Genomic DNA, 23800 nt, shown 5'->3' with positions numbered 1-23800 from the left:
TTGCCGAGACGGCCGGGCGCCAACCGCCCGGCTCGCATGCCTGCCCCCCCGCAGCCTGCCTCAAATGGCGAGGCCATCCTCGTTGAATTTGTGAAGGCGCGATCGATCCGGCGTCAGATAGACCGCATCGCCGGCCTTTGCTGGAAAATCACCGCTGCCGCGCGCCGTCACCATGCCGATCCCCTCGACATCGATATGCAGGAAAGTGTCGGAACCGAGATGCTCGGCCACGACGACCCTCCCCTTCCAATCGCCGCTCTCCATCGACAGCAGTATGTGCTCGGGACGGATGCCGAGCGTATGTGCGCCAAGCTCGGCCGCGTTCTGGCCCTTGATGAAATTCATCTTCGGCGAGCCGATGAAACCGGCGACGAAAAGGTTGCGCGGGCGGCTGTAGAGTTCGAGCGGCGAGCCGACCTGCTCGATATTGCCCTTGTTCAGCACGACGATCTTGTCGGCCATGGTCATGGCCTCGACTTGGTCATGGGTGACATAGATCATCGTCGTCTTCAGCTGCTGGTGCAACTCGCTGATTTCGAGGCGCATATTGACGCGCAGAGCGGCGTCGAGATTCGACAGCGGTTCATCGAAGAGGAAGGCGGAAGGCTGGCGCACTATGGCGCGGCCGATCGCGACACGCTGGCGCTGGCCGCCGGAAAGCTGGCGCGGCTTGCGCTCGAGATAGTCGGTAAGATTGAGCACCCGCGCGGCATCCGCGACCTTGCGATCGATTTCCGCTTTGTCGACCCCCGCCATCTTCAGCGGGAAGGCGATGTTGTTGCGCACACTCATATGCGGATAGAGCGCGTAGGATTGGAACACCATGGCAAGGCCGCGCTCGGAGGGCGCCTTCTCGGTGGCGTCCTTGCCGTCGATGACGATCTTGCCGCCCGACGCGTCCTCGAGGCCGGCGATCAGCCTGAGCAACGTGGACTTGCCGCAGCCGGATGGGCCGACGAAGACGACGAATTCGCCGTCGTTGATATCGAGATCGATCGAAGGGATGACCTTGGCTTCGCCGAAGACCTTGGAAACCTTCTGAAGGGTAATGCTGCCCATGTTTGTCTCCCTTTTCTTATTTCACTGCGCCGAAGGTCAGGCCGCGGACGAGTTGTTTCTGGCTGAACCAGCCGAGGATCAGGATCGGCGCGATCGCCATGGTCGAGGCCGCCGAGAGCTTGGCGTAGAACAGGCCTTCGGGGCTGGAATAGGAGGCAATGAAGGCCGTCAGCGGTGCCGCCTTCGAGGCGGTGAGGTTGAGCGTCCAGAAGGCCTCGTTCCAGGCAAGGATGATGTTGAGAAGCAGCGTCGAGGCAATGCCGGGCACCGCCATCGGAGTCAGCACGTAGACGATCTCCTTCATCAGCGACGCGCCGTCCATGCGCGCCGCTTCGAGGATCTCGCCGGGTATTTCCTTGAAATAGGTGTAGAGCATCCAGACGATGATCGGCAGGTTGATCAGCGTCAGCACGATCACCAGCCCGGTGCGCGTGTCAAGCAGGCCTGAATTGCGGAACATCAGATAGATCGGGATCAGTGCGCCCACGGGCGGCATCATCTTGGTCGAGAGCATCCACATCAGCACATCCTTGGTCCGCTTGGTTGGCGCGAACGCCATCGCCCAGGCGGCCGGAATGGCGATGATGAGGCCGATCAGCGTCGAACCGAAGGCAATGACCACCGAGTTCATGAAGTGGCTGAGATAGTTCGACCGGCTCTGCACTTCCGCATAATTCTCGGTCGTCCAGTGAAAGAACAGGAACTGCGGCGGTGAGGCGATGGCGTCGGCTTCCGACTTGAAGCTGGTCAGAAACGTCCAGAGAATCGGGAAGAAGATCAGGATGCCGAGCGTCCAGGCGATCGCGGTCATGATGACCTTGCGCTGAGTTGTGACTTTTCTGGCCATCTCAAGCCTCCAGATTCTTGCCGACGAGGCGGACGAGGAAGATCGCGACGATATTGGCAAGCACGACCGCGACGATGCCGCCCGCCGAAGCGCCGCCGATATCGAACTGCAGAAGCGCCTGCGCATAGACGAGATAGGTGAGATTGGTGCTATCCGTGCCCGGCCCGCCATTGGTGGTGACGAGGATTTCGGCGAAGACCGAAAGCAGGAAGATCGTCTGGATCAGGATCACCACGGTGATGGCCCGCGCCATGTGCGGCAGGATGATGTAGATGAATTTCGAGATCGCCCCGGCGCCGTCCATTTCGGCCGCCTCCTTCTGCTCCTCGTCGAGCGACTGTAGTGCGGTCAACATGATCAGGGTGGCGAAGGGCAGCCACTGCCAGGCGACGATGAGAATGACGGAGAGCAGCGGCGCATTGGCAAGCCAGTCGATCGGCTGCAGGCCGAGCGCTTTGGCGAGATGCGCGAAGAGGCCGTTGACCGGGTTCATGAACATGTTCTTCCAGACGAGCGCTGCCACCGTCGGCATGACGAAGAACGGTGCAATGACGAGTATGCGCACGATGCCCTGTCCGTACATCGGCTGGTCGAGCAGCAGCGCAAAGGCAATGCCGCCGATGACGGTGATGACAAGAACGCCGGCGACGAGCAGCAGCGTATTCATCAGCGCGGCGATGAAGGCCGGATCGGAAAGGAAATAGTCGTAATTCAGTAGACCAACGAAACTCTCCATGCCGGGGCTGAGCAGATTGTAGTTCAGCAGCGAGAAATAGATGGTCATCGCGAGCGGGACGATCATCCACGCAAAAAGAAGCAGCACGGAGGGCGCAATCATCAGCCGCGCCGCGGAGCGAGTATGTGTTGTTGCCATGACAATCACCGATCTGAAGTGAAGCGGGGAGCGGCCGCAATGCAGTTTGATCTGGAAAAGAGGCCGCCGATGCGGTTTGGGCAATCGGCGGCCCAGAGGGGCGGACTGTCAAGGATCCGCCTCTTCTCAGGAGGTTATTTGATGTAGCCGGCTTTGGTCATTTCGCGGGTCGCCAGCTGCTGTGCGCTCTTCAAAGCCTGATCGACCGAAATCTGGCCGGCAAGGGCTGCCGAGAACTGCTGGCCCACCGCCGTGCCGATGCCCTGGAATTCCGGGATCGCCACGAACTGGACGCCGACATAAGGGACCGGCTTGACGGTCGGCTTGGTCGGGTCGGCCGAGTTGATCGAATCGAGGGTCATCTTGGCGAAGGGAGCAGCCTTCTGATACTCCGCATTCGCATAAAGCGAGGTGCGGGTGCCGGGAGGTGCGTTCAGCCAGCCTTCCTTCTCGGCAACCAGGTTGGTGTACTCCTTGCTCGTTGCCCAGGCGACAAACTTCTCGGCGGCCTCGACCTTCTGCGAGCCTGCCGGAATGGCGAGGTTCCAGGCCCAGAGCCAGTTGCCGCGCTTGCCGAGGCCCTTGTCCGGAGCGAGCGCGAAGCCGACCTTGTCGGCGACCTGCGACTGCTTCGGATCGGAGACGAAGGAAGCGGCAACCGTCGCGTCGATCCACATGCCGCACTTGCCGGTCTGGAAGAGCGCCAGGTTTTCATTGAAGCCGTTGGAGGAGGCGCCCGGAGGGCCAGCTTCCTTCATCAGGTTGACGTAGAAGGTCAGCGTGTCCTTCCACTCGGGCTGATCGAACTGCGGCTTCCACTTCTCATCGAACCAGCGCGCACCGAAGGAGTTCGACATAGCCGTCAGGAAGGCCATGTTTTCGCCCCAGCCAGCTTTGCCGCGCAGGCAGATGCCGTAGACTTCCTTGTCCTTGTTGGTGACCTTCTTCGCAGCGTCCGCGATGAAGTCCCAGGTCGGCGCGTCGGGCATCTTCAGGCCAGCGGCGTCGAAAAGGTCTTTGCGGTACATGACCATGGAGCTTTCGCCATAGAACGGCGCGGCATAGAGTTTGCCGTCCATGCTGATGCCGCTGCGGATGGCCGGCAGCAGGTCGTTGACGTCATAGGCGTCGCCGAGATTGTCGAGCGGCAGCAGCCAGCCCTGCTTCGCCCAGATCGGAACTTCATAGGTGCCGATCGTCAGAACGTCGTACTGGCCGCCCTTGGTCGCGATGTCGGTCGTGACCTTCTGGCGCAGCACGTTTTCTTCGAGGGTGACCCATTCAAGGTCTATGCCGGGATTCTTTGCCTTGAAGTCGTCCGTCAGCTTCTGCATCCGGATCATGTCGCCGTTGTTGACGGTCGCAATTGTCAGCGTCTCGGCCGAAGCCATGCCGGCAAACGCCAATGCTGAGCAGGCGCCCAGCAGGAAAGTTCTCAATGTCATATCTTCCTCCCAGAAGACGAGATGTGAGCATTCGCTTTGCTCATGAGCAATTACTCATCACTGCGTGAAAAAAGTCAATCGACAATCGTTGCTGCGATGCCGAAGGCAGTGGTCGTGTCCTTGATTTAATTGCTATATTTTTTGCTCAGCTTTTGAGCAAAAACTCAGCGGTCTCTTCGTCAGTGATCAGAGCATTGATTTGATGGCCGACTACGGCGGCTCTGATAGCCTTGTATTTTCGCTTGCCTTTGGCGAGCCCGATAACCATCGAAGCCTCGCGGGACGGGATCGGCGCCGAGGCGACACGCTCGTTGATCGGGTTGTCGAGCAGTTTGCCGTCGACATCGAAGATCCAGCCGCAGATTTCACCGACGGCGCCTCCACGCATCAGTTCCATCATCTCGTCCTTTTCAAGAAAGCCATCGACGCAGAGCGGCCCGTCGATGCCGAGCTCGCCGATGCCGACGAAGGTGACGTCTGCCTGCGCGCTCATGTCGAGCGTCGAGCGCACCAGTTGTTGCCCATGCAGCAGCTCCCGTTCTTCAGCCGAGGTGACGAGCACCGGCAGCGGCATCGGATAGTGCCGCGCCTTGACCGCATCCGCCATGCTGAAGATGACGTTGTAATAGGCGGCCGAACCGTCCGGCGCGATATTGCCGGTCAGGGAGACGATCCGGTGATTGGGACATTCGATCGCCGGAAGCTGGTCGACCGCCGCCTTCAGCGTGCGGCCGGTGCCAACCGCCAGCACGATCGGTTCCGGCCGCTTCAGCCAGCGCTCGATCTCGGCCGCACCCGCCTCGGCGATGCCGATGGTGGTCGACGAGGAACCCGCATCGCTCGGCACCACTTCCACATGTTTCAGCCCGAATTTTCGCCGCAGCTGGTTGGCAAGCTCGAGGCAGGCGGCGATCGGATGGTCGAGCCGCACTTTGATCAGACGCTCGGCGACAGCAAGCGACACCAGCCGCTGCGCCGATTGCCGTGAAATGCCCATCGTGGCGGCGATTTCATCCTGCGTGCGTCCGGCGACATAATAAAGCCAGCCGGCACGGGCTGCATCGTCGAGCCGTGCAGGGGTCTCGGATCTTTTTGCCATCTACTGCCTACCGCGCAAAATGAGCCGGCTTGCCGCCGCCGGCATGATGTGAGTCTCTATCCACGCCAGTTCAAAACAAAATTCCCGAAAATGTCGAGCCTGTTGACGCAACCGCTCAGGCGAACCATTGCATGACGAAATAAATCGACGCCTTCGCGAGACCGTAAATCACGCTGCCGGCAATGACGAGCGACACGGTCGTCATGATAAAGCCAATGAGCGCGAAAAGCCCGTCACGGCCCATAATGCCGAACGCGAACACCGAAATGGTGATTGCCGGCAGGATGTTGCCGAGCGGCACCGGCAGAACCAGCACGATCGAAAGCAGCAGACAGGCGAGGCCGGCGAAATATTCCGCCGGCGGTTCGGCGAAGATGGCAAGTCGCGGCTTCAGCATGCGCTCCGCCCAGGCGAGCCAGCGATGGATGCGGCCGACGATAGTCTCAAAATCCTCCCGCCGCATCGAGCGGTTTGCGATCGCCTTCGGCAGCCAGGGTTTTAGCCCGAAGGTCAATTGGGCCGCCAGAAAAACCAGCGGCGCGCCAAGCACGGCCGATGTGCCGGGCGGGGTGGGAAAAGCGTTCGGCAGCGCGAAGATCAACATCAGAGCACTGATCGCCCTGTCACCCATCGTCTCGAACAGATCGCCGATGGAAATCCACTCCCGGCTTTGATCGCCTGCCAGCTGCCGCAGGACAGCTGAGAGGCGGCGGCCTTTTGGGCGGGGCGGACGTGGTCTTCGGCGTCTGTGGGGATCGGCGTTTTCGCAGGTCATGATACCGTTAGATGATGGAATGCCAAGCCCGATCTTGGCCGCGCAATATGCCAATTGAATGACTTAAGGGACAGGAAATCAATGAGAAGACCTGTCGGCGGCCATTTACATTCGACCGCTGCTTTTCTTGCGCCGCAAGCGCGTGGCAGGCAGATGCATCAAGGCTTGTAATTCCCTGCCAACAGTGCGAGCAGACGCTGAAGGCTAGAGAAACGGCAGGCAGGCAATGATCATTTCATTCGACATCGGCGGTTCCGCCATCAAGGGCGGCATCGCCCGCTCCGAGACAGACATCGTTCCCCTTGGCCGCCGTCCGACGCCGAAGGATGATTTTGGCGCTTTCGTCGAGACCCTGTGCCATATCATCGCCGAAACCGGCGAACGCCCGAGCCGTATTGCCCTCTCGATCGCTGGCGTCGTCGATCCCGATACCCAGCGGCTGACCTGCGCCAACATTCCCTGCATCCACGGCCGCACGCTCGCGGCCGATCTCGAAGCCGAACTCGGCTTGCCGGTGCTGATCGCCAATGACGCCGACTGTTTCGCCATGGCTGAAGCCGGTCTCGGCGCCGGCCGCGGCCACCGCATCGTCTTCGGTGCCATCCTCGGCACCGGCGTCGGCGGCGGTCTGGTCGCCGACGGGCGCCTCGTCAATGAGGCCGGAGGCTTTGCCGGCGAATGGGGTCATGGGCCGATCATCGCCTCGGCGGCCGGCAATCCGCCCGTCGCCATTCCCGCCTATTCCTGTGGCTGCGGCCAGAAGGGCTGTGTCGACACTGTCGGCGGCGCCCGCGGGCTGGAGCGCCTGCATAAGACGCTGCATGATCTCAAACTCTCAAGCGAAGAGATCATCGATCAGTGGCGGCAGGGGGAGGAGAAGGCGACACGCACCATCGACGTCTATGTCGATCTGGTTGCATCACCGCTCGCCCTGACGATCAACATCACCGGCGCCACCATCGTTCCGGTCGGCGGCGGACTTTCCAATGTCGAGCCCTTGCTTGCCGAGCTAGACAAGGCCGTGCGTACCCGCATCCTGCGCAAATTCGACCGTCCGCTGGTGGTACCGAGTGAATGCCGCATCGAACCCGGCCTGATCGGCGCAGCGCTGTTGGGGCTCAAGGCGGAAGCAATCACGTCTTAAAGCACCGGCCACATCCGCACGATCGCTGCGAACCGGTCCCAGTCTTTGCGTTCCAATGGCGTCCACCCGGCTTCGGCGACGGCCGGAAGGCGCGGGAAGACCAGCCGGTTGAAATAGGCGCGAGAGAGGAAGTTTTCAGTCCAGATGCAAGCCTGGACGCCGCGCAGCTTCTCCCGCAGCGCATCCGGCAACTCGCCCTCGGCCTCGTAAGCATAGGTGTGCTCCGGCGGCGCATGGCCAGCCCAGCTCGCGCCGGGCTCAGACCAGGCTTCCGCTTGCGCCATGTCGAGATAATAGGCTTGGCCCGGCGTCATCACCAAATGGTAACCTTGCTGCGCCAGCTCGATGCCGACAGCGGGCTTTTCCCAGGCCATCAGCAAAGTGCCGTCGCGATCGACGCCGCCGCCATGCGAGACTTCGTTCCAGCCGGCGAGCTTCCTGCCGCGCTCCGACAACATGGCCTTGATCCGTTTCAGCAAATAGGATTGCAGCTCCGCTGTGCCGGCAATTTTCTCCCGTTCCATCAGCGCCTTGCAAAGCGGCGAGGAAAGCCAGGCGCCGCTTGCGACCTCGTCGCCGCCGATATGGATATATTCACCGGGGAACAGCGTGACCATCTCGTCGAACACCTTCCCGAGAAACTCATAGGTGAATTCGACCGCCGGGTTGAGGGCATTATTGGGATAACCCTGCACGGCGCGATAGCTGTCCGGCGCCTCCTGCCCGTCGACGAGTTCGGGCAGTGCAACAGCGTCGCGGTGCTATGGCCGGGAACATCGATTTCCGGCACTACTTCTATATGAAGCGACGCAGCATGCGCGACGATCCGCCTGACATCCTCCTGCGTGTAATGGCCAGAGCGCGGTTCCGCCCCGTCACCAAGCTGCGGCACAAGCACCTCGTCCGGCCCGCGCAGCGCGCCGATCTCCGTAAGCTGGGGATAGGCCTTGATCTCCAGCCGCCAGGTTTCGTCGTCTGTCAGGTGCCAATGAAAGATGTTGAGCTTGTTCCAGGCGAGGATATCGATCAGCCGCATGACGTCAGCCACCGGATAGAACTGTCTGGCCACATCGAGATGGCAGCCGCGCCAGTCATAACGAGGCTGGTCGGCGATCGTGCCGAAATTCGGAAATCTGAAGCTCTCCCGATTGGCACGCGCGCCGTGCATGATTTGCGCCAGACTGATCAGGCCATAGTGCCGACCCGCCGCATCCGCGCTGGAGAGCACGACCTCATGCGCGGTAAATCGTATTTCATAGGCGAACGCAGCGATCGATGATTCGGTAACGAAACGAATAGCCCGCCCGCCCTTTACGGCGCAGAGCGAGAACGGCACATTTTCGGCCGGATAAAGCCGCTGGTAAAGCGAAAGAACCAGAGACAACGCCTTGACCGCCTCGGGCCGTGTCCTCTCGGCCGGATAAAGGACGAGCGGCAGTTCTCCCGCCTTCAACGCGAGCGCCAGCGGCCAGGGCAGCAGCGAATAAGGCTCCTCTACCCGGCCCGGCGGCAGAAGCGGCGGCGCAATTCCGCCATCGCGGTCTTCGAGAATCAGATCGCCGAAGGCGACAGCAATGTGGCGCCCGTCGCCAAGTGTCAGATAGGCCGATTTGACCCCCGATGTCACATGTTTCGGCTCTCGGGTCAGTCCCTCGACAGTGAACCGCCAGTGGCCGCCCGGCGGCACACTCAGCCCGTCGGGCGGCCGGAATTCATGGAGATGCGCGACTTGTCGCTTCAGGCTGCCGCCATCGCATACGTGTTTTTCGGCAACCCGTGTCTCCGACGTATAGGCGAGCGAGAAACTGGAAAGCGGCTCGGCTGAAAGATTGAAGAGCGTGAAGATCAAGCGCCCGAAACTGCCTTCGACCGGATGCCAGCTTGTTTCCAGACGATAATCGGCCATGGTCGCGCTTCCCCTGTCAATGGACGGCCGGGATGACGGCTTGTGCCCCGGCAGCTTTCAAAAGCTTAGCTTTTTCGAGGTGGCAATGGAATCGGCGCGAGTCGAGACGAAGCGGGCAGTGATGCGAATCGTGAGATTGCGGCCTGCAAGGAAAACGGCGCGGCTTTCGCCGCGCCGTCCTCACTCGGCTGCCAACGCCGGCGGATGTCTGTCATCCGCCTCTTCCTGGATGGCGTCGGCATCCCGGCCTGGCTCGTCCTTTGCCTTCGGCTCCCGGCCGAAGAAAAGGGCGTAACCGGCGGGCAGAACCAGAATGGTGAGCACTGTCGCAACCAAGATGCCGCCCATCATGGCGAAGGCGAGCGGACCCCAGAAGACGCCGCGCGAGATCGGGATCAACGCCAGCACGGCGGTCAGCGCCGTCAGCATGATCGGCCGGAAACGCCGCACGGCCGCACCGACGATCGCCTCCTGCCGGTGCATACCAGCCTTGATGTCCTGATCGATCTGATCGACCAGAATGATCGAATTGCGCATGATAATGCCGAGCAGCGCGATGACACCGAGGATCGCCACAAAGCCGAAGGGCGCGCCGCTGATCAGCAAGGCGGCGGCCGCCCCGATGATGCCGAGCGGGCCGGTGGCAAGCACCAGCATCGCCTTGCCGAAATGCTGCAGCTGCACCATCAGCAGCACGATGATGACGGCGAGCATGATCGGCGCCTTGGCGGCAATCGACATCTGGCTTTCCGCCGCATCCTCGGCACCGCCCTGGATCTCGACGTTGTAGCCGGCCGGCAGGCTGTCGCGCAGGTCCTTCATGTCGGCATACATCTTCATGACCACGTCATTCGGCTGCACGCCGTCCGGCAGCGTCGCGCGCACCGTGATCGTCGGCAGCCGGTCGCGCCGCCATTCGATGCCCTGCTCCATGACGGGCACGACCTTGGCGACCTGCGAGACCGGAACGAAGTCGCCGAAATCCGTTGGCACGTAGACGGAATTGACCGCCGACAGCAGCGAGCGGCTGGCATCCGGCTCGCGGGCGACGATCGAGACCGTCTCCTCGCCGTCGCGGAAATCGTCGAGCGGAGCCCCGGACATGGCGGTCTGCAGCATCTGGCGCACGCGCTGCGAGGTCACGCCAAGCGCCCGGGCGCGGTCCTGGTCGATCACCAGCTTCATCGCCGGCACCGGCTCCAGCCAGTCGTCATGGATGGCGCCGAGCATCGGGTTGGCCGTAAAGCGCGCCTTCACCTGATCGGCGATCGCTCGCACCTCCTGACGGTCAGGCCCCATGATGCGCATCTGCACCGGCCAGCCTGTGGGCGGGCCGAGGAAGAGGCGGTCGACCTTGCCGCGGATCGATGGGAAGTCTTCGGCAAGAATGGTGCGCAGCTTGACGATCAGCCGTTCGCGCGCCGGTTCGTCCTTCGCCATAACCAGCAGCTGGGCGAAGTTCGGGTTGCGCAGCTGCTGGTCGAGCGGCAGGAAGAAACGCGGTGCGCCTTCGCCGATATAGGTGGCGATGAACCGCTTGTCGGGATCATCCATCATCTTCGCTTCGAGCGCCTTCGCCTGCACTTCGACTTCCCGAATGCTGGTGCCTTCGGGCAGCCAGAGATCGACCAGGATTTCCGGCCGCGAGGATTGCGGGAAGAAATTCTGCGGAATGAACTGGAAGGCCCAGAGGCTGGTGACGAAGGTTCCGAGCGTCAACAGCAGCACGATCACCCGATGGCGAACCGCCCAGCCGACGGTGCCGCGCAGCCGGCGATAAAAGGGGGTGTCGAAGGCATCATGATGCTCGCCGGCGTGATGGCGCTGCTTGAGGATCATGTAACCGAGCCACGGCGTAAAATAGACCGCGACGAACCACGAGGTAACAAGCGCGATGCCGACGACGTAGAACAGCGAGCGGACATATTCGCCGGCCGTCGATGCGGCGAAACCAACGGGAATGAAGCCGGCCGTGGTGATCAGCGTCCCCGTCAGCATCGGGAAGGCGGTTGAGGAATAGGCAAAGCTTGCCGCCTCGATCTTGACCAGTCCCTCCTCCAGCTTCCGCTCCATCATCTCGACGACGATCATCGCATCGTCGACCAGCAGGCCGAGCGCGATGATCAGGGCGCCGAGCGAGATGCGCTGCAGGTCGATGCCGAGTTCGTACATCAGCGCGAAAGTGGCGGCGAGCACCAGCGGAATGGCGATGGCGATGACGAGGCCCGAGCGCCAGCCAATCGACAGGAACGAGACGACGAGCACGATGATGAGGGCTTCGCCGAGTGCATGCATGAATTCGCCGATCGCATCCGTTACCACGTCGGGCTGGTTGGCGATCTGATCGACGGCGACGCCGTAAGGCAGCGATTCCTCGAAGCGCTGATAGGTCGCCTCCACATCCTTGCCGACATCGGTGACGTTGAAGCCCTTGGCCATGACGACGCCGACCTGGACGCTGTCATGGCCGTTGAACCGGTACTTGCGCTGGTAGGGATCTTCGAGCCCGGAACTGACGGTGGCGATATCGCCGAGGCGTGTCACCTGGGCGCCTGCGCGAAGGCTGAGCTCACGGATATCGGCCGCCTTCTTCACGTCGCCTTCGACAGAGATGCGTACCGAACGCAGGCCGGTATCGACCGAGCCCGCCGGATCGACATTGTTCTGACCCTTGATGGCGTTCTGCAGGTCGAGGATCGTCAGGCCGCGCTCGGCGAGCGCCTTGGAAGAGACGTCGATATAAATCTTCTCAGGCTGGTCGCCGATGATGACCGCCTTCTCGACGCCCGGTGTCGTCAGCAGCATGTCGCGCGCCTGGATCGCGAACTTCTTCAGTTCCGGATAGGTATAACCCTCGCCGCTGATCGAATGCAGGGTGATGAAGGTATCGCCGAACTCATCGTTGAAATAGGGGCCGAGCAGACCTTGCGGCAGCTCGCTGGAGATATCACCGACCTTCTTGCGCACCTGGTAGAAGGCATCGGCCACGTCCTTCGAATTCGTATCACCCTTGACCTGAAGCGTGATGATGGCGCTGCCCGCCCGCGTATAGGACTTGACCCAGTCGAGATGCGGGGTTTCCTGCAGCTTGCGCTCGATCTTGTTGACGACCTGATCTTCCATTTCCTGAATGGAAGCGCCTGGCCAGATCGCCTGGACGACCATGACGCGGAAAGTAAATTCGGGATCCTCGCGCTGGCCCATGCGCATCAGGCCGAGCACGCCGGTGATGATGATCAGGCCGAAGAGGAAGCGGGCGATGCTCGGATGTCCGATCGCCCAGCGCGACAGATTGAAGGGCCGTTTTTCCGCGGTGGCGTCCATGGTCCTGGTTCCCTCTTGAAGCGCGATTAGCGAACGGCCTGGTCGGTATCGGCCTGGGCCGACTGCTGGTTCGGCACCTTCACCTTCAGGTTCTCGCTCATGAATTGGGTGCCGGCGGCAACGACGAGATCGCCGCTATCGAGGCCTTGGGTCACATGCACGCCGTCGCCGGTGAAATCGGCGACCTCGATGATGCGGCCATGCACCGTCGCCGTGTCACGGTCGACCGTCCAGACCATCTGCTGGCCGTCCTTTTCGGCCAGCGCAGTGAGAGGGATCGAGACATAGCTGTTGCCGTTGTTGACATCGGCTTCGATGGTCGCGGTCATGCCTAGCAACACCCGCGGATCGTTCGGCAGGCTCACGCGAACCGCAAAGGTGCGCGACTGCTGGTCGGCGCTGCCGGAAACCTCGCGCACCTTGCCGTCGAGCACCAGCCTGGCATCAGCCCAGAAACTGGCCTTGACCGTTTTGCCGGGCTTGAATTCGGCAATGTCGTTTTCCGGAACCGCGATCTGCACTTCCTTTTCACCATCGACGGCAACGGTCAAAACGGGGCTGCCGGAGCCAACGACCTGGCCGATATCGGCATTGATCGATGTCACTATCCCATTCTGGCCGGCCTTGAGCTCGGTATAGCTCACCTGGTTCTTCGCCTGATCCAGCGCCGAGAGCGCTGCGTCGCGCTGCGAGATCGCCTGGTCATGGCTGAGTGCTGCCTGTTCGAGCTGCGACTTCGGGGCGACGCTCTTGTCGAACAACTGCTCGGCGCGCTTGTTGGCGAGATCGGCGGTTTCGACGCCCCTTTCGGCCGCGGCGAGATTGGCCTCCGCCGTCTTGACCGCGAGCTGATAGTCCGTGGCATCGATGCGGGCGAGAACGTCGCCCGGCGTCACCCGGTCGCCGATATCGACGAGACGCTCGGTGATCTTGCCGGCCACCCGAAACCCGAGGTTCATCTCCGTGCGCGCCTTGACCGACCCCGAATAATCGAGCTTGCGGGTATCGTCGGCTTTGGCGATCTCCACGACCTTCACCGGCCGAATAACTTCCTTGACCTCAGCTTTTTCTTCCGAGCAGGCGGACAGGCCGATCCCGATGACGCCGATGAGCGCGAGGTTCGCGACGGACGGCATGCGGTTGCTGAGGGTGTTGAGCGAAAACATCTTCCGCACTCCTGGAATGTTTCGGGGGACCGACGACGGCTGCCGTCGATTATTTCTTGAGCGCCCTGATGGCGTAATCGATCAGTTCGTCGACGGCAGCGCGGTTGGTCTTCGCGAGACATTGCGCCACCATCTGGGGATGACAGAGATTGACCGTCGCCGCGCCGAAGCAGCGCGAGGCGACCACCGGATCGTGCTCGGCGAACTCGCCGGAGGCGATGCCTTCGGCGATGATTTCAGCAATCAGATCATGGACGCGATCGATATGTTTCTCGATGACATGCCAGTCGCGCTCGATCGCGACCACGATCATCTCGTGCACCTTCATCTCGTCGAGCATCGTATCCATCGTCCATTGATACTGGGTCTCGACATAAAGGCGCAGCCGTTCGCTGGCGCTGAGCGGCTGGTGGCGGATGTCGTAAGCGAGCTGATAGCAAGTGGCGAGCATGCGTCCGCAGAGCGCCTGATGGATCTCCACCTTCGAAGCGAAGAATCGATAAATATTGGCCGGCGACATGCCGAGATCGCGGGCGATGTCTGCCACCGTCGTTTTACTGTAGCCGTAGTGACGGAACAGCCGCTCGGCCGCGTCGAGTATCCGCATGATATTCTCCTGCCGCGTGACGTCGAGCGTATTTTCCGCAATGTCGTTCATGAACTTCGAGACCTCAAGTAACGACTGACGATTTTCGAATTTCGCCAGTCGTAAAATATCAAACGTCACTTGTCAATCCCGCCTGCGTAACGCGAGCGGTGTGATAAATTTCGAAACGAGGTGATGATGAGCGCGAGCCACGATTGAAAAGTGCCGCGACATCAGACGCGCGGCACTTCGCGGCAATAGCAGAAAAAAATCAGGCGAGCTTGACGTCGAGCGTGATCGGAACGGCGGCGAGCGCCTTGGAAATCGGGCAGCCGGCTTTCGCCTTGTTGGCCAGTTCGGTGAAGGTCGCCTCATCTGCACCGGGGACGCGGCCGGAAAGTGAGAGATGGATGGCAGTGACGGCGAAGCCACCCTCGACGCTTTCGAGCGTCACCTTGGCCGAGGTTTCCATATGCTCGGCGGTGAAGCCGGCTTCGCCGAGGATGAGCGACAGCGCCATGGTGAAGCAGCCGGCATGGGCAGCGCCGATCAGCTCTTCCGGGTTGGTGCCGGGAATGCCTTCGAAGCGGCTGGCAAAGCCGTAGGGATAGTCTGTCAGGGCGCCACTCTGGGTCGAGATCAAGCCCTTGCCGTCCTTGAGGCCGCCGCTCCAATGAGCCGAAGCCGTGCGATTGATCTGCATGCCGTCCTCCTGTTTCGATGGTTTTGAGGAAGCGGCAGGGCGCCGCTCCATGCCTGAGGGAGATTGGATAGCCTCCCGGTGGGACAATATAACGCTCTGTCCTGAGAAGACGACAGGCTCGTAAAAATCGACGAAATAGAAAGCCTTTCAGGCGGGATGCTGCTGCACGCTGAGACCGCCGTCGATCGTCAGGCAGGTGGCGTTCATGAACGGGCATTCGTCGGAGATCATGAACACCGCCGCCGTGGCGATCTCCTCAGGCGTTGCGATGCGCCCGCCGGGGTGGAGCTTCATCGTCTCGGCTTTCGCTGCCTCCGGATCGGGGAAGCTGTTCCAGTAGTCGATGACTTTCTGTGTCGAGACATAGCCCGGCGCCAGCGCGTTCACCCGGATATTGCGGGCCGCGTACTCCAGGGCGAGGGATTTCGTCATGCCGAGCAGAGCATGTTTTGCCAGCGGATAGGGAAACGTATGCGGAATGATCGTGAAGGCGTGCGTGGAGGCGATGTTGAGGATGACGCCGTCGCCGCGCTCGATGAAGCCGGGCAGCACCGCCTTGCAGCAATTCCATGCTCCCTTGAGATTGATATCGAAGCAGCGGCTCCACTCCTCGTCGGTCGTGTGGAGCGGTTCGGCAAAGACATTGACCCCGGCATTGTTGACGAGCGCATTCAATGGCCCGATCTCGTCATTTGCCTGAGCAACCGCCTTGGTGATTGTTCCGGCATCGGTAATGTCGGCCGGCAGATAACCAACCCGGCCGCCCGTGCTGGCGAGTTCTCCCGCTGCATGCGCCAGCAGCGCTCCATCGCGATCGACGAGATAGACCGCGGCATTCTCCCTGATGAAAGCCTTGGCGATCGCAAGGCCGATACCCTGCGCAGCGCCGGTGATCAGAATATTTTTGCCCTGCAGGCGATCACCCATCTATCTTCCCTCCGGCTGAACCGGCAGCGCCGACAGATCGATCGTGACCCTGCCTGAAAGAGCCTCGCCCGGCTCAAGAGGTTTGAGCCCTCCGAAATCCGGCAGATGATGCCCATTCGGCAGGTGGCTCATCGGTTCCAGGCAGAAGAAATCTGTCCGGTCGAGCCGCATGTACAGCATGAAGCGATTGAGCGCATCATCGGCTTCCAGCGTCGCCTGGATTCCAAGTTCCGGCCAAGCGATGGCTGCCCGTCCGTTCCATCCTTCGAAGGCGTTGTTCATCCACTGCCACGGCAACAGCGCACCGGAAGTGAAATCGAATTTAGCGGGTACCGGACCAGGTGCATCAGGGAGATGGTCCGGCCGTTCGCTCCAGAAGCGGTCGGCTGCGATCGTCAATCGTGTTTCCGGCGTCCGTGTGAAGAAGGGATGCTGCCCCAGCCCGAAGGGCAGGACCGCCTCTCCCCTGTTCTCCACCGAGAGCGTCAGCGCTAGCCGATTGCCGCTGAGGCGGATCTCTTGCCGGGTGAGATAGGCATAGGGCGAGATCCTGTCGGCATCGCGCCAAAAGCGGAGCTGCGCGTGCTCGGAACTGGATTCTTCCAGCTCCCATAGGCTGATCCAGCCATCGCCATGCAGGTAGAGCGGATCGTGGCAATTTCGCTGGAAGGCATAGTTGCGTCCGCCAAAGGTCATCGCATTGCCTTCCACGCGGTTGCCGAACGGAACCATGGGAAAACTCCCGAAGGTCCCATCCTGGCCACCTGTCGAAACGAGGAAAGGCTTGCCCCGGAATGTTGCGGCGGTGACGGCCGCGCCCCGACGGCTGATCCTGACGGAGAGATCACCGCGGCCCAGATCGATGTCGTCCCCGACATGCCCTTTGCTCATCCGCGTCGTCCCGCAGCCGAAGATCTCAAATTGTCGAGCAGCACTGCGATCAGCAGGATCAGCCCGCGCACGACATACTGATAGAATGCCTGGATATTCAGCAGATTCATAACGTTTTCGGCAATGCCCATGATTAGCACGCCGACGATGACGCCGCTCATTGCCGCCCGGCCGCCGGCAAGCGAAACGCCGCCGAGGACGCAGGCCGAGATCACCGAGAGCTCGAGCCCCGTCGCCGCATTCGGCTGGCCGGAAGTGATGCGCGAGGCGAGCAGGATGCCAGCAATGCCGCAGACAAGACCCTGCAGCGCAAAGATCCAGATGCGCATATTGACGACGTTGACGCCGGCAAGCCGCGAAGCTTCGGGATTGCCGCCGATCGCCAGCGTGTTCTTACCGAAAACGGTGCGGTTGAGCACGAAGCCGAAGAAGAAGAAAAGGATGAGCATGATCCAGATCGGAGTCGGCACGGTGAGGAAACGCGACAGGGCAAGCTGATAGAAGGCGGGATCGTTGATGCCGACGGCGCGGCCATCCGACGCGATCAGCGCCAGCCCGCGCACGATCTGCATAGTCGCAAGCGTCGTGATCAGCGCATTGATGCGGAACCGGGCGATGACGATACCGTTGACCAGGCCAACGACGGCGCCGCAGAGCAGGGCTGCCAGCAACCCGACGGGAATGGAGCCTGTCGCGTTCGAGACCATCACCGCAGCCATGCCGGAGAAAGCGACGATCGATCCGACGGAAAGGTCGAAGTCCCGGGAAGCCAGGCAGAACATCATCGTGCATGCGACGATGCCGATCGTGACGACCGATTGCAGCAGCCCAAGCATGTTTCGCTCGGTCAGGAAGTTCGGAACGAAGAGCGAGACGATCACGAAGGCGGCGGCGAAAATCACCACCAGCCCCTGCTCCCCCAGAAGGATTTTTTTCAACGAAGTCATCGTCCGTGTTCCCAGTCTTACATGATGCCTGCGGCATTCTTGTCGGGGAGTGCCGCCGTCAGGATGCCGCGCTCGTCGAAATCCGGGCGGGCGACATTGGCCGCCACCCTGCCCTGACACATCACCATGATGCGATCGGAGATTCCCATGACCTCGGGCAGCTCGCTTGAGATCACCACGATCGCCATGCCGTCGGCCGCCAGCTCATAAAGGATTTCATAGATTTCCGACTTCGCCCCGACATCGATGCCGCGCGTTGGCTCATCGATCACCAGAACCTTGATGCCCTGTTCGGAAAGCCACCTGCCCAGAATGACCTTCTGCTGGTTGCCGCCCGAAAGATTGATGATGTCCTGCTTGCGCGATGGCGTGCGCACCCGCAGCCGGGCGATGAACTGATCGGCCAGCGCCGCCTCCTTCTTCGGGTTCAGAACCCCGAAGGGAGAGAAATGCCGGCGCGACGAGATCGCAATATTCTCCTCGATCGACCGCCCCTGAACGATGCCGTCGGATTTACGATCCTCCGGGCAAAGCACCATGCCGGCGTCGATCGCCGCTTTCGGATCGTTCGGCGAAACGGCGACGCTATCGATCGTCACCTGGCCCTGATGCCTCGCATCGGCGCCGTAGAGCAGCCGCGCCATCTCGCTGCGGCCGGCGCCGATCAGGCCGAAAAAGCCGAGGATCTCCCCTCGGCGAACTGAAAAGCTGATGGGATGGCGAAGCTTGGCCCCCGAGAGGCCCGTGACCTCCAGTCGGATGTCGCCGAGCGGACGCTCGCGCCAACCCCAGATATCACTGATCTCGCGGCCGACCATCTCCGAGATGATCTGCTCACGTGTCGTGGCGGCGATCTCAGGATGATGGGCAGCAAGCTTGCCGTCGCGCAGCACCGTCAGGCTGTCGCAAAGCCGGAAGATTTCGTCGAGACGGTGCGAAACATAGAGGATGACCGCTCCCTTCGCTTTCAATCTTTCGATCAGTGAAAACAGGATTTCGCTTTCGCGCGAGGAGAGCGAGGAGGTCGGCTCATCGAGCGCGATCACCCGCGCCTCGAGCATGACGGCCTTTGCGATCTCGACCATCTGCCGCGCGCCGATCGAAAGTGAAGCGACCTTGGCCGCCGGATCGACATCGATGTCGATTTCATCGAGCTTCGACCGCACCGTCTCGATCAGGGTTTTGGCCTGGATCACCCCGCCCTTAGCAGGAAAACGCCCGAGCCAGAGATTTTCAGCCACCGTCAGCTCCGGAACGAGCTGCAGTTCCTGATGGATGACGATGACGCCGGCGTGGAAGGCGTCGCGAACCGAGGCATATTTCTGTTCCTCGCCGTCGATGAGAATATTGCCGGTGTCGGCGGCCTGATCGCCCGACAGCACGCGGATCAGCGTCGATTTGCCCGCGCCGTTCTCGCCCATCAGGCCGTGGACGGCGCCCTTCGCGACGGCAAACGAGACGTCCGACAGTGCCTGCACGCCAGGATAGCCCTTGGAGATATGTTTGAATTCGAGAAAAGCCATCATCACCCCACCGAAGGTTCCGGCGGCACGCTTACGCCGCCGCCGGAGACGTCTCATCTTGAGCGATGATCAATCGATGCCGAGTTCCTTGCGGACCTTCTCGTAATCGCCGCGTAGCGCCAGCGAACCTGACGTCAGCGTCAGCTTTTCCGGCTCTTTACCGTTGGCGATCCAGTCGTACATGTTCAGCGCCGTCTCATAGCCGTGACGTTTCGGCGAGATGATGACTGTTCCGAAGAAGCCCGTCGCTGCCGGCTTCTTGAACTCGTTGATCGCCGATTCTGCACCGCCGATGCCGACGCCAATAACGTTTGTCGCCGGAATGCCAACCGATTCCGAAGCGCGAACGGCGCCGAGAACGGCTTCGTCGTTGAGGCCGAAAGCGACCCAATATTTGACGTCGGCATGCTTGTTGAGAACGGTGGTCGCGGCGTTGAGCGCTGCCTCGGTATCCGTCTTCGCCTGCGGCGCATCATAGATGTTCTCAGCCGGGAAACCGGCGGATTTCAGTACCGAGATCGCACCCTCGACGCGGTCGACGGCGGTCGGAAGTTGATCGTAGGAGACCCGGATCGCGCCGACATTCTTCATGTCCCAGCCGCGCTTCTTGATTTCATCCACGATCGCCTGGCCAACGGTTTCGCCGATCTTGGTGGCCGAGATACCCATATGCGGCACCTCTTCCAGCGGCTTGCCGTCGGCGCTGACGAGACGGTCGTCGACCGTCATCAGTTTCAGCTGGTTGGCTTCGGCCTTGGCGACGATGCCGGGACCGAGTTTCACGTCAGGCGTGCAGATGATGAAGCCCTGAGCGCCCTGCGCGCCGAGGTTATCGATCGCCGATTGAACCTTCTCGCCGTCTTCGGCGCCGATCTTGACGACGGTGAAGCCCTTTTCCTTGGCCGCCTGGTCGGCGAATTTCCATTCGTCCTGAAACCACGGCTCTTCTGGCTGCTTGACGATGAAACCGATCTTGACGTCTGCGGAAAATGCCGAGCCGGCCGCCAGAATGGCGAAAGTGCCAGCCAGGATGGCTGCTTTGAACAAGCGCATGTCTCTCTCCCTAAACTCTGAAATCGAGCAGCTGCCTCCCAGGCAGCATCCACCGAATTATGTTAAATCATCATACCAGTCAATTGCCAATGTATGATGATTGGAATAATAGGGCACTCATGGGAGCCCGATGGACCCGTCGCAAAGCGGACCGAATTCGGATAATCAGGTTCGGTTGCTGCCTGGGAGAGATTGCGGAGAGGTGAAGTTGGAATCGACCGAGGAACAGGGCCGAACGGAAAGCTCCGGTAGCGAACGCCGGCCCCGCGTACGCCGCAACGTCACGGCGGCGATCGCTCAGGACATCTGCGCGGATCGCTATCCCTCGGGCTCGCCGTTGCCCCGCGAGAACGACCTCTGCGAACTCTACGGAGTCAGCCGCACCGTGATCCGCGAATCGTTGAAAGTCCTTGAATCCAAGGGGCTCGTCCGCGGCAAGCCGCGGGTCGGGACGACCGTTTGCGACCGGGATGAATGGAACATCCTGGACGCCGAAGTGCTCGACTGGATGGGACCTTACATCAGGGACTTCGACCTGCTCGGCTGCATTCTCGAAGCGCGCCGCACCATCGAACCGGCCGCCGCCGAATATGCCGCCGAACGTGCCAGCGCCCAGGAGATCGCCGATCTCGACAGGGCCTGGCGGCAGATGCGCGACAGCGCAGGCGATCCGGAAAGCTTCACCGACGCCGACGTGATGTTTCATACGGTGCTGCTCACCGCCAGCCACAACCAGGTGTTCCGCCGTCTGTCGAGCGCCATCCACGCCGCCCTGAAATACGCGCTGCACGCTTCCAACATCGGCGTCGAGAATCGCGAGGATGCGGTGCTCGTTCACGGCGAGCTAGTTGAGGCGTTGCGTATGCGCGACAAAACAGGCGCGAGGGAATGCGCAAATCGCATGCTCGACCTTGCGGTCCGCGACCTTGCTGCCGCCGAGAAGGCGATCGGCAGGACGAAATGATCGATCACGAGGGGCCGTGGACACGCTGTCCCATCGCAAATCCGAGAAAAGATTGAGACCTAAGATGAAGATCACCAAACTCACCACCTATATCGTTCCGCCGCGGTGGCTGTTTCTGAAGATCGAGACCGATGAGGGCATCGTCGGCTGGGGCGAACCGGTCGTCGAGGGCCGCGCGCTGACCGTCGAGGCCGCCGTCCATGAGCTGGAAGATTACCTGATCGGCAAGGATCCCTTCCTGATCGAGGACCACTGGACGGTGATGTATCGCGGCGGCTTCTATCGCGGCGGCGCGGCCCATATGAGCGCGATCTCGGGCATCGACCAGGCGCTCTGGGACATCAAGGGCAAGGCGCTGGGCCAGCCGATCCATTCTCTGCTCGGCGGCCAGCTGCGCGACCGCATCAAGGTTTACTCCTGGATCGGCGGCGACCGTCCTTCCGACGTTGCCAACAACGCCAAAGACGTGGTCGCCAGGGGCTTCAAGGCGATCAAGCTCAACGGCTGCGAGGAAATGCAGATCGTCGATACCAACGAGAAAGTGGAAAGGGCGGTCGAGACCATCGCCGCCATCCGCGAGGCGATCGGCCCGCATATCGGCATCGGCGTCGATTTCCACGGCCGCGTCCACAAACCGATGGCAAAGATTCTCGCCAAGGAGCTCGAGCCCTACAAGCTGATGTTCATCGAGGAACCGGTGCTGTCCGAAAACAAGGAAGCGCTGCGCGATATCGTCAATCATACCTCGACACCGATCGCGCTTGGTGAGCGGCTCTATTCGCGCTGGGATTTCAAGCAAGTCCTTTCCGACGGCTATGTCGACATTATCCAGCCGGATCTTTCCCACGCCGGCGGCATCACCGAATGCCGCAAGATCGCGGCGATGGCCGAAGCGTATGACGTCGCGCTGGCGCCGCATTGCCCGCTTGGCCCGATCGCGCTCGCTGCCTGTCTTCAAGTCGATGCGGTCAGCTACAATGCCTTCATCCAGGAACAGAGCCTCGGCATTCATTACAATACCGGCAACGATATCCTCGACTACATCTCCAACAAGGAGGTGTTCCAATATGCCGATGGGTTCGTTTCCATCCCGCAGGGGCCGGGCCTCGGCATCGAAGTCGACGAGGCCTATGTCATCGAGCGCGCCAAGGAGGGCCATCGCTGGCGCAACCCGATCTGGCGGCACGCCGACGGGAGCTTTGCCGAGTGGTGAGAGTGGAAGGGTCACGCAAGCGGCCCTTTTTTAATCGCCCTGTCGGAGATTGGGCGCCTCATCCGTCATAATGGAAACTCAAAGAGGAGATTTCGGAATGGCCAGAGCAATTGCAGTCATCGTCGCCCGCATCATCTTCAGTTTCATTTTCTTCATGGCAGCAGGCTTCAAGTTCGCTGATATCGGCGCCACGGCGGGCTATATCGCTGCCGCCGGCTTTCCGATAGCGACCTTCCTCACCTGGGTCGCAGCCTTCTTCGAGATCGCCTTGGCCCTTGCCTTCATATCAGGTGCCTTTTTCACCGAGGCGAGCCTGCTGGCAGGCATCTACGTGATCTTCCTTGCCTTCGCCTTCCACGGACCGTCCCATTGGCAGCAGAACCAGGCCGAATTCGGCTTCTTCGTCGATCACTTCACCTTCCTCGCCGGCCTGCTCTTCGCCGCCGTCCATGGGCCGGAAAAATGGGCCTTGCGGCAAGCGCTCCTGAGATAGCCCTGCGTCCGCTGCTGCCGGGAACCAACGGTCGTGTCGAACATTGCCTATCGGCAGAAGGTCAAGGAGGCCAACCATGGAGCTTGAGGGAAAGATCGCACTGGTGACGGGTGCCGGATCCGGTATCGGCAAAGCGGCTGCGTTAAGGCTTGCTGCCGAGGGAGCAAGAATTGCAGCACTGAGCCGCACCGCCGACGAAGTCGAAAAAACCTGCGCCGAGATCAAAGCCGCCGGCGGTCAGTCTATCGCCTTGACGGCCGATACCAGCGACGAAGCTCAAATGCGGACCGCTGTGAAGAAGCTGACGGACAGCTTCGGCGGCCTCGACATCGTCATCGCCAATGCAGGGATCAACGGCGTTTGGGCTCCGATCGACGATCTGAAGCCGGAAGAATGGGATAAGACGATCGCCGTCAATCTACGCGGCACCTATCTGACCTTGCATCTGACGGTTCCGCATCTGAAGCAGCGCGGCGGTTCGATCGTCGTCGTCTCCTCGATCAATGGCACCCGCACATTCACGACGCCGGGCGCCACCGCCTACACCACAACCAAAGCCGGCCAGGTCGCCATGGTGCAGCAACTCGCCCTGGAACTCGGCCGGCACGGCATCCGCGTCAATGCCGTCTGCCCCGGCGAGATCGAAACCAACATCAGCGCCAATACCGACAGTCGCCGTCGCGAAGAGACCGAGGTACCGGTCATCTGGCCGGAAGGCGATATCCCGATTGCCGGCGGAAAGGCGGGCAAAAGCGAGGATGTTGCCGAAACCATACTCTTCCTCGCCTCCGATCGTGCCCGGCACATCACCGGCACACCGATCTGGATCGACGGCGGCCAGGGCCTGTTGCGGTAATCCTT

The 23800-nt window shown here is 61.2% G+C and carries 20 protein-coding genes and 1 pseudogene; 5 read left to right on the top strand and 16 right to left on the bottom strand.

Annotation, left to right across the window (positions count from 1 at the left end):
* Nucleotides 1-60 precede the first annotated feature (60 nt).
* The 6 genes from CO660_RS02115 to CO660_RS02090 form a co-directional block, all read right to left on the bottom strand.
* Nucleotides 61-1059: an ABC transporter ATP-binding protein gene (locus CO660_RS02115; protein ID WP_097597168.1), complete on the bottom strand. Its 999-nt coding sequence runs from the start codon at nucleotides 1057-1059 to the stop codon at nucleotides 61-63.
* A 16-nt stretch (nucleotides 1060-1075) separates the two neighbouring features.
* Nucleotides 1076-1906, bottom strand: coding sequence for a carbohydrate ABC transporter permease (locus CO660_RS02110; RefSeq protein ID WP_097597167.1), 831 nt, complete (start codon nucleotides 1904-1906; stop codon nucleotides 1076-1078).
* A gap of 1 nt (nucleotide 1907) precedes the next feature.
* Nucleotides 1908-2780, bottom strand: a complete 873-nt coding sequence (locus CO660_RS02105) for a sugar ABC transporter permease (RefSeq protein WP_097597430.1) — start codon at nucleotides 2778-2780, stop codon at nucleotides 1908-1910.
* Nucleotides 2781-2914: 134 nt separating this feature from the next.
* The gene (locus tag CO660_RS02100) at nucleotides 2915-4225 is read right to left on the bottom strand and encodes a sugar ABC transporter substrate-binding protein (protein ID WP_097597166.1); all 1311 of its coding nucleotides are present in this window, start codon (nucleotides 4223-4225) and stop codon (nucleotides 2915-2917) included.
* Nucleotides 4226-4370: 145 nt separating this feature from the next.
* The gene (locus CO660_RS02095) at nucleotides 4371-5324 is read right to left on the bottom strand and encodes a sugar-binding transcriptional regulator (protein ID WP_085779554.1); all 954 of its coding nucleotides are present in this window, start codon (nucleotides 5322-5324) and stop codon (nucleotides 4371-4373) included.
* A gap of 115 nt (nucleotides 5325-5439) precedes the next feature.
* Nucleotides 5440-6018: an exopolysaccharide biosynthesis protein gene (locus tag CO660_RS02090; protein WP_176536217.1), complete on the bottom strand. Its 579-nt coding sequence runs from the start codon at nucleotides 6016-6018 to the stop codon at nucleotides 5440-5442.
* Between the two features lie 307 nt (nucleotides 6019-6325).
* Here CO660_RS02090 and CO660_RS02085 point away from each other — a divergent pair, with 307 nt between their 5' ends.
* Nucleotides 6326-7243, top strand: a complete 918-nt coding sequence (locus CO660_RS02085; protein WP_097597164.1) for an ROK family protein — start codon at nucleotides 6326-6328, stop codon at nucleotides 7241-7243.
* On the opposite strand, the pseudogene CO660_RS02080 reads toward CO660_RS02085, so the two are convergent.
* From CO660_RS02080 to CO660_RS02035, 10 genes and pseudogenes are all read right to left on the bottom strand, one after another.
* Nucleotides 7240-9149: pseudogene (locus CO660_RS02080) on the bottom strand (family 20 glycosylhydrolase). The gene CO660_RS02085 and the pseudogene CO660_RS02080 overlap by 4 nt on opposite strands.
* 180 nt (nucleotides 9150-9329) lie before the next feature.
* Nucleotides 9330-12473 (bottom strand): efflux RND transporter permease subunit, encoded by a 3144-nt coding sequence (locus tag CO660_RS02075; RefSeq protein ID WP_097597163.1) that lies wholly within the window; start codon nucleotides 12471-12473, stop codon nucleotides 9330-9332.
* 26 nt (nucleotides 12474-12499) lie between these two features.
* On the bottom strand, nucleotides 12500-13639 hold the full coding sequence (locus CO660_RS02070; RefSeq protein ID WP_097597162.1) for an efflux RND transporter periplasmic adaptor subunit: 1140 nt from the start codon (nucleotides 13637-13639) through the stop codon (nucleotides 12500-12502).
* A 49-nt stretch (nucleotides 13640-13688) separates the two neighbouring features.
* On the bottom strand, nucleotides 13689-14297 hold the full coding sequence (locus CO660_RS02065; protein WP_097597161.1) for a TetR family transcriptional regulator: 609 nt from the start codon (nucleotides 14295-14297) through the stop codon (nucleotides 13689-13691).
* Between the two features lie 199 nt (nucleotides 14298-14496).
* Nucleotides 14497-14928: an OsmC family protein gene (locus CO660_RS02060; RefSeq protein ID WP_085779561.1), complete on the bottom strand. Its 432-nt coding sequence runs from the start codon at nucleotides 14926-14928 to the stop codon at nucleotides 14497-14499.
* Between the two features lie 147 nt (nucleotides 14929-15075).
* A complete protein-coding gene (locus CO660_RS02055) occupies nucleotides 15076-15855 on the bottom strand; it encodes an SDR family oxidoreductase (protein WP_097597160.1) in 780 nt (259 codons plus the stop codon).
* Entirely contained in the window at nucleotides 15856-16746 is an 891-nt protein-coding gene (locus tag CO660_RS02050; RefSeq protein ID WP_097597159.1) for an aldose 1-epimerase, read from the bottom strand.
* Nucleotides 16743-17693, bottom strand: a complete 951-nt coding sequence (gene araH, locus CO660_RS02045) for an L-arabinose ABC transporter permease AraH (RefSeq protein ID WP_097597158.1) — start codon at nucleotides 17691-17693, stop codon at nucleotides 16743-16745. Before araH ends, CO660_RS02050 begins: the two co-directional genes overlap by 4 nt.
* A gap of 17 nt (nucleotides 17694-17710) precedes the next feature.
* Nucleotides 17711-19216 carry an L-arabinose ABC transporter ATP-binding protein AraG gene (araG, locus tag CO660_RS02040; RefSeq protein ID WP_097597428.1) on the bottom strand — a complete coding sequence of 502 codons (1506 nt, stop codon included), beginning with the start codon at nucleotides 19214-19216 and terminating at the stop codon, nucleotides 17711-17713.
* Between the two features lie 69 nt (nucleotides 19217-19285).
* Nucleotides 19286-20269 (bottom strand): arabinose ABC transporter substrate-binding protein, encoded by a 984-nt coding sequence (locus tag CO660_RS02035; protein ID WP_097597157.1) that lies wholly within the window; start codon nucleotides 20267-20269, stop codon nucleotides 19286-19288.
* 202 nt (nucleotides 20270-20471) lie between these two features.
* Here CO660_RS02035 and CO660_RS02030 point away from each other — a divergent pair, with 202 nt between their 5' ends.
* The 4 genes from CO660_RS02030 (at nucleotide 20472) to CO660_RS02015 (ending at nucleotide 23795) form a co-directional block, all read left to right on the top strand.
* Entirely contained in the window at nucleotides 20472-21233 is a 762-nt protein-coding gene (locus tag CO660_RS02030; protein ID WP_176536212.1) for a FadR/GntR family transcriptional regulator, read from the top strand.
* 64 nt (nucleotides 21234-21297) lie between these two features.
* The gene (gene dgoD, locus CO660_RS02025; protein ID WP_085779567.1) at nucleotides 21298-22446 is read left to right on the top strand and encodes a galactonate dehydratase; all 1149 of its coding nucleotides are present in this window, start codon (nucleotides 21298-21300) and stop codon (nucleotides 22444-22446) included.
* Nucleotides 22447-22543: 97 nt separating this feature from the next.
* On the top strand, nucleotides 22544-22939 hold the full coding sequence (locus CO660_RS02020) for a DoxX family protein (RefSeq protein WP_097597155.1): 396 nt from the start codon (nucleotides 22544-22546) through the stop codon (nucleotides 22937-22939).
* Nucleotides 22940-23015: 76 nt separating this feature from the next.
* The gene (locus CO660_RS02015; protein WP_097597154.1) at nucleotides 23016-23795 is read left to right on the top strand and encodes an SDR family NAD(P)-dependent oxidoreductase; all 780 of its coding nucleotides are present in this window, start codon (nucleotides 23016-23018) and stop codon (nucleotides 23793-23795) included.
* Nucleotides 23796-23800 lie beyond the last annotated feature (5 nt).

Source organism: Rhizobium sp. L9, assembly GCF_002531885.1.
GTDB lineage: Bacteria > Pseudomonadota > Alphaproteobacteria > Rhizobiales > Rhizobiaceae > Rhizobium.
The sequence above is the reverse complement of the archived record's forward strand: the minus strand, read 5'-3'. Positions and strand labels throughout refer to the sequence as shown.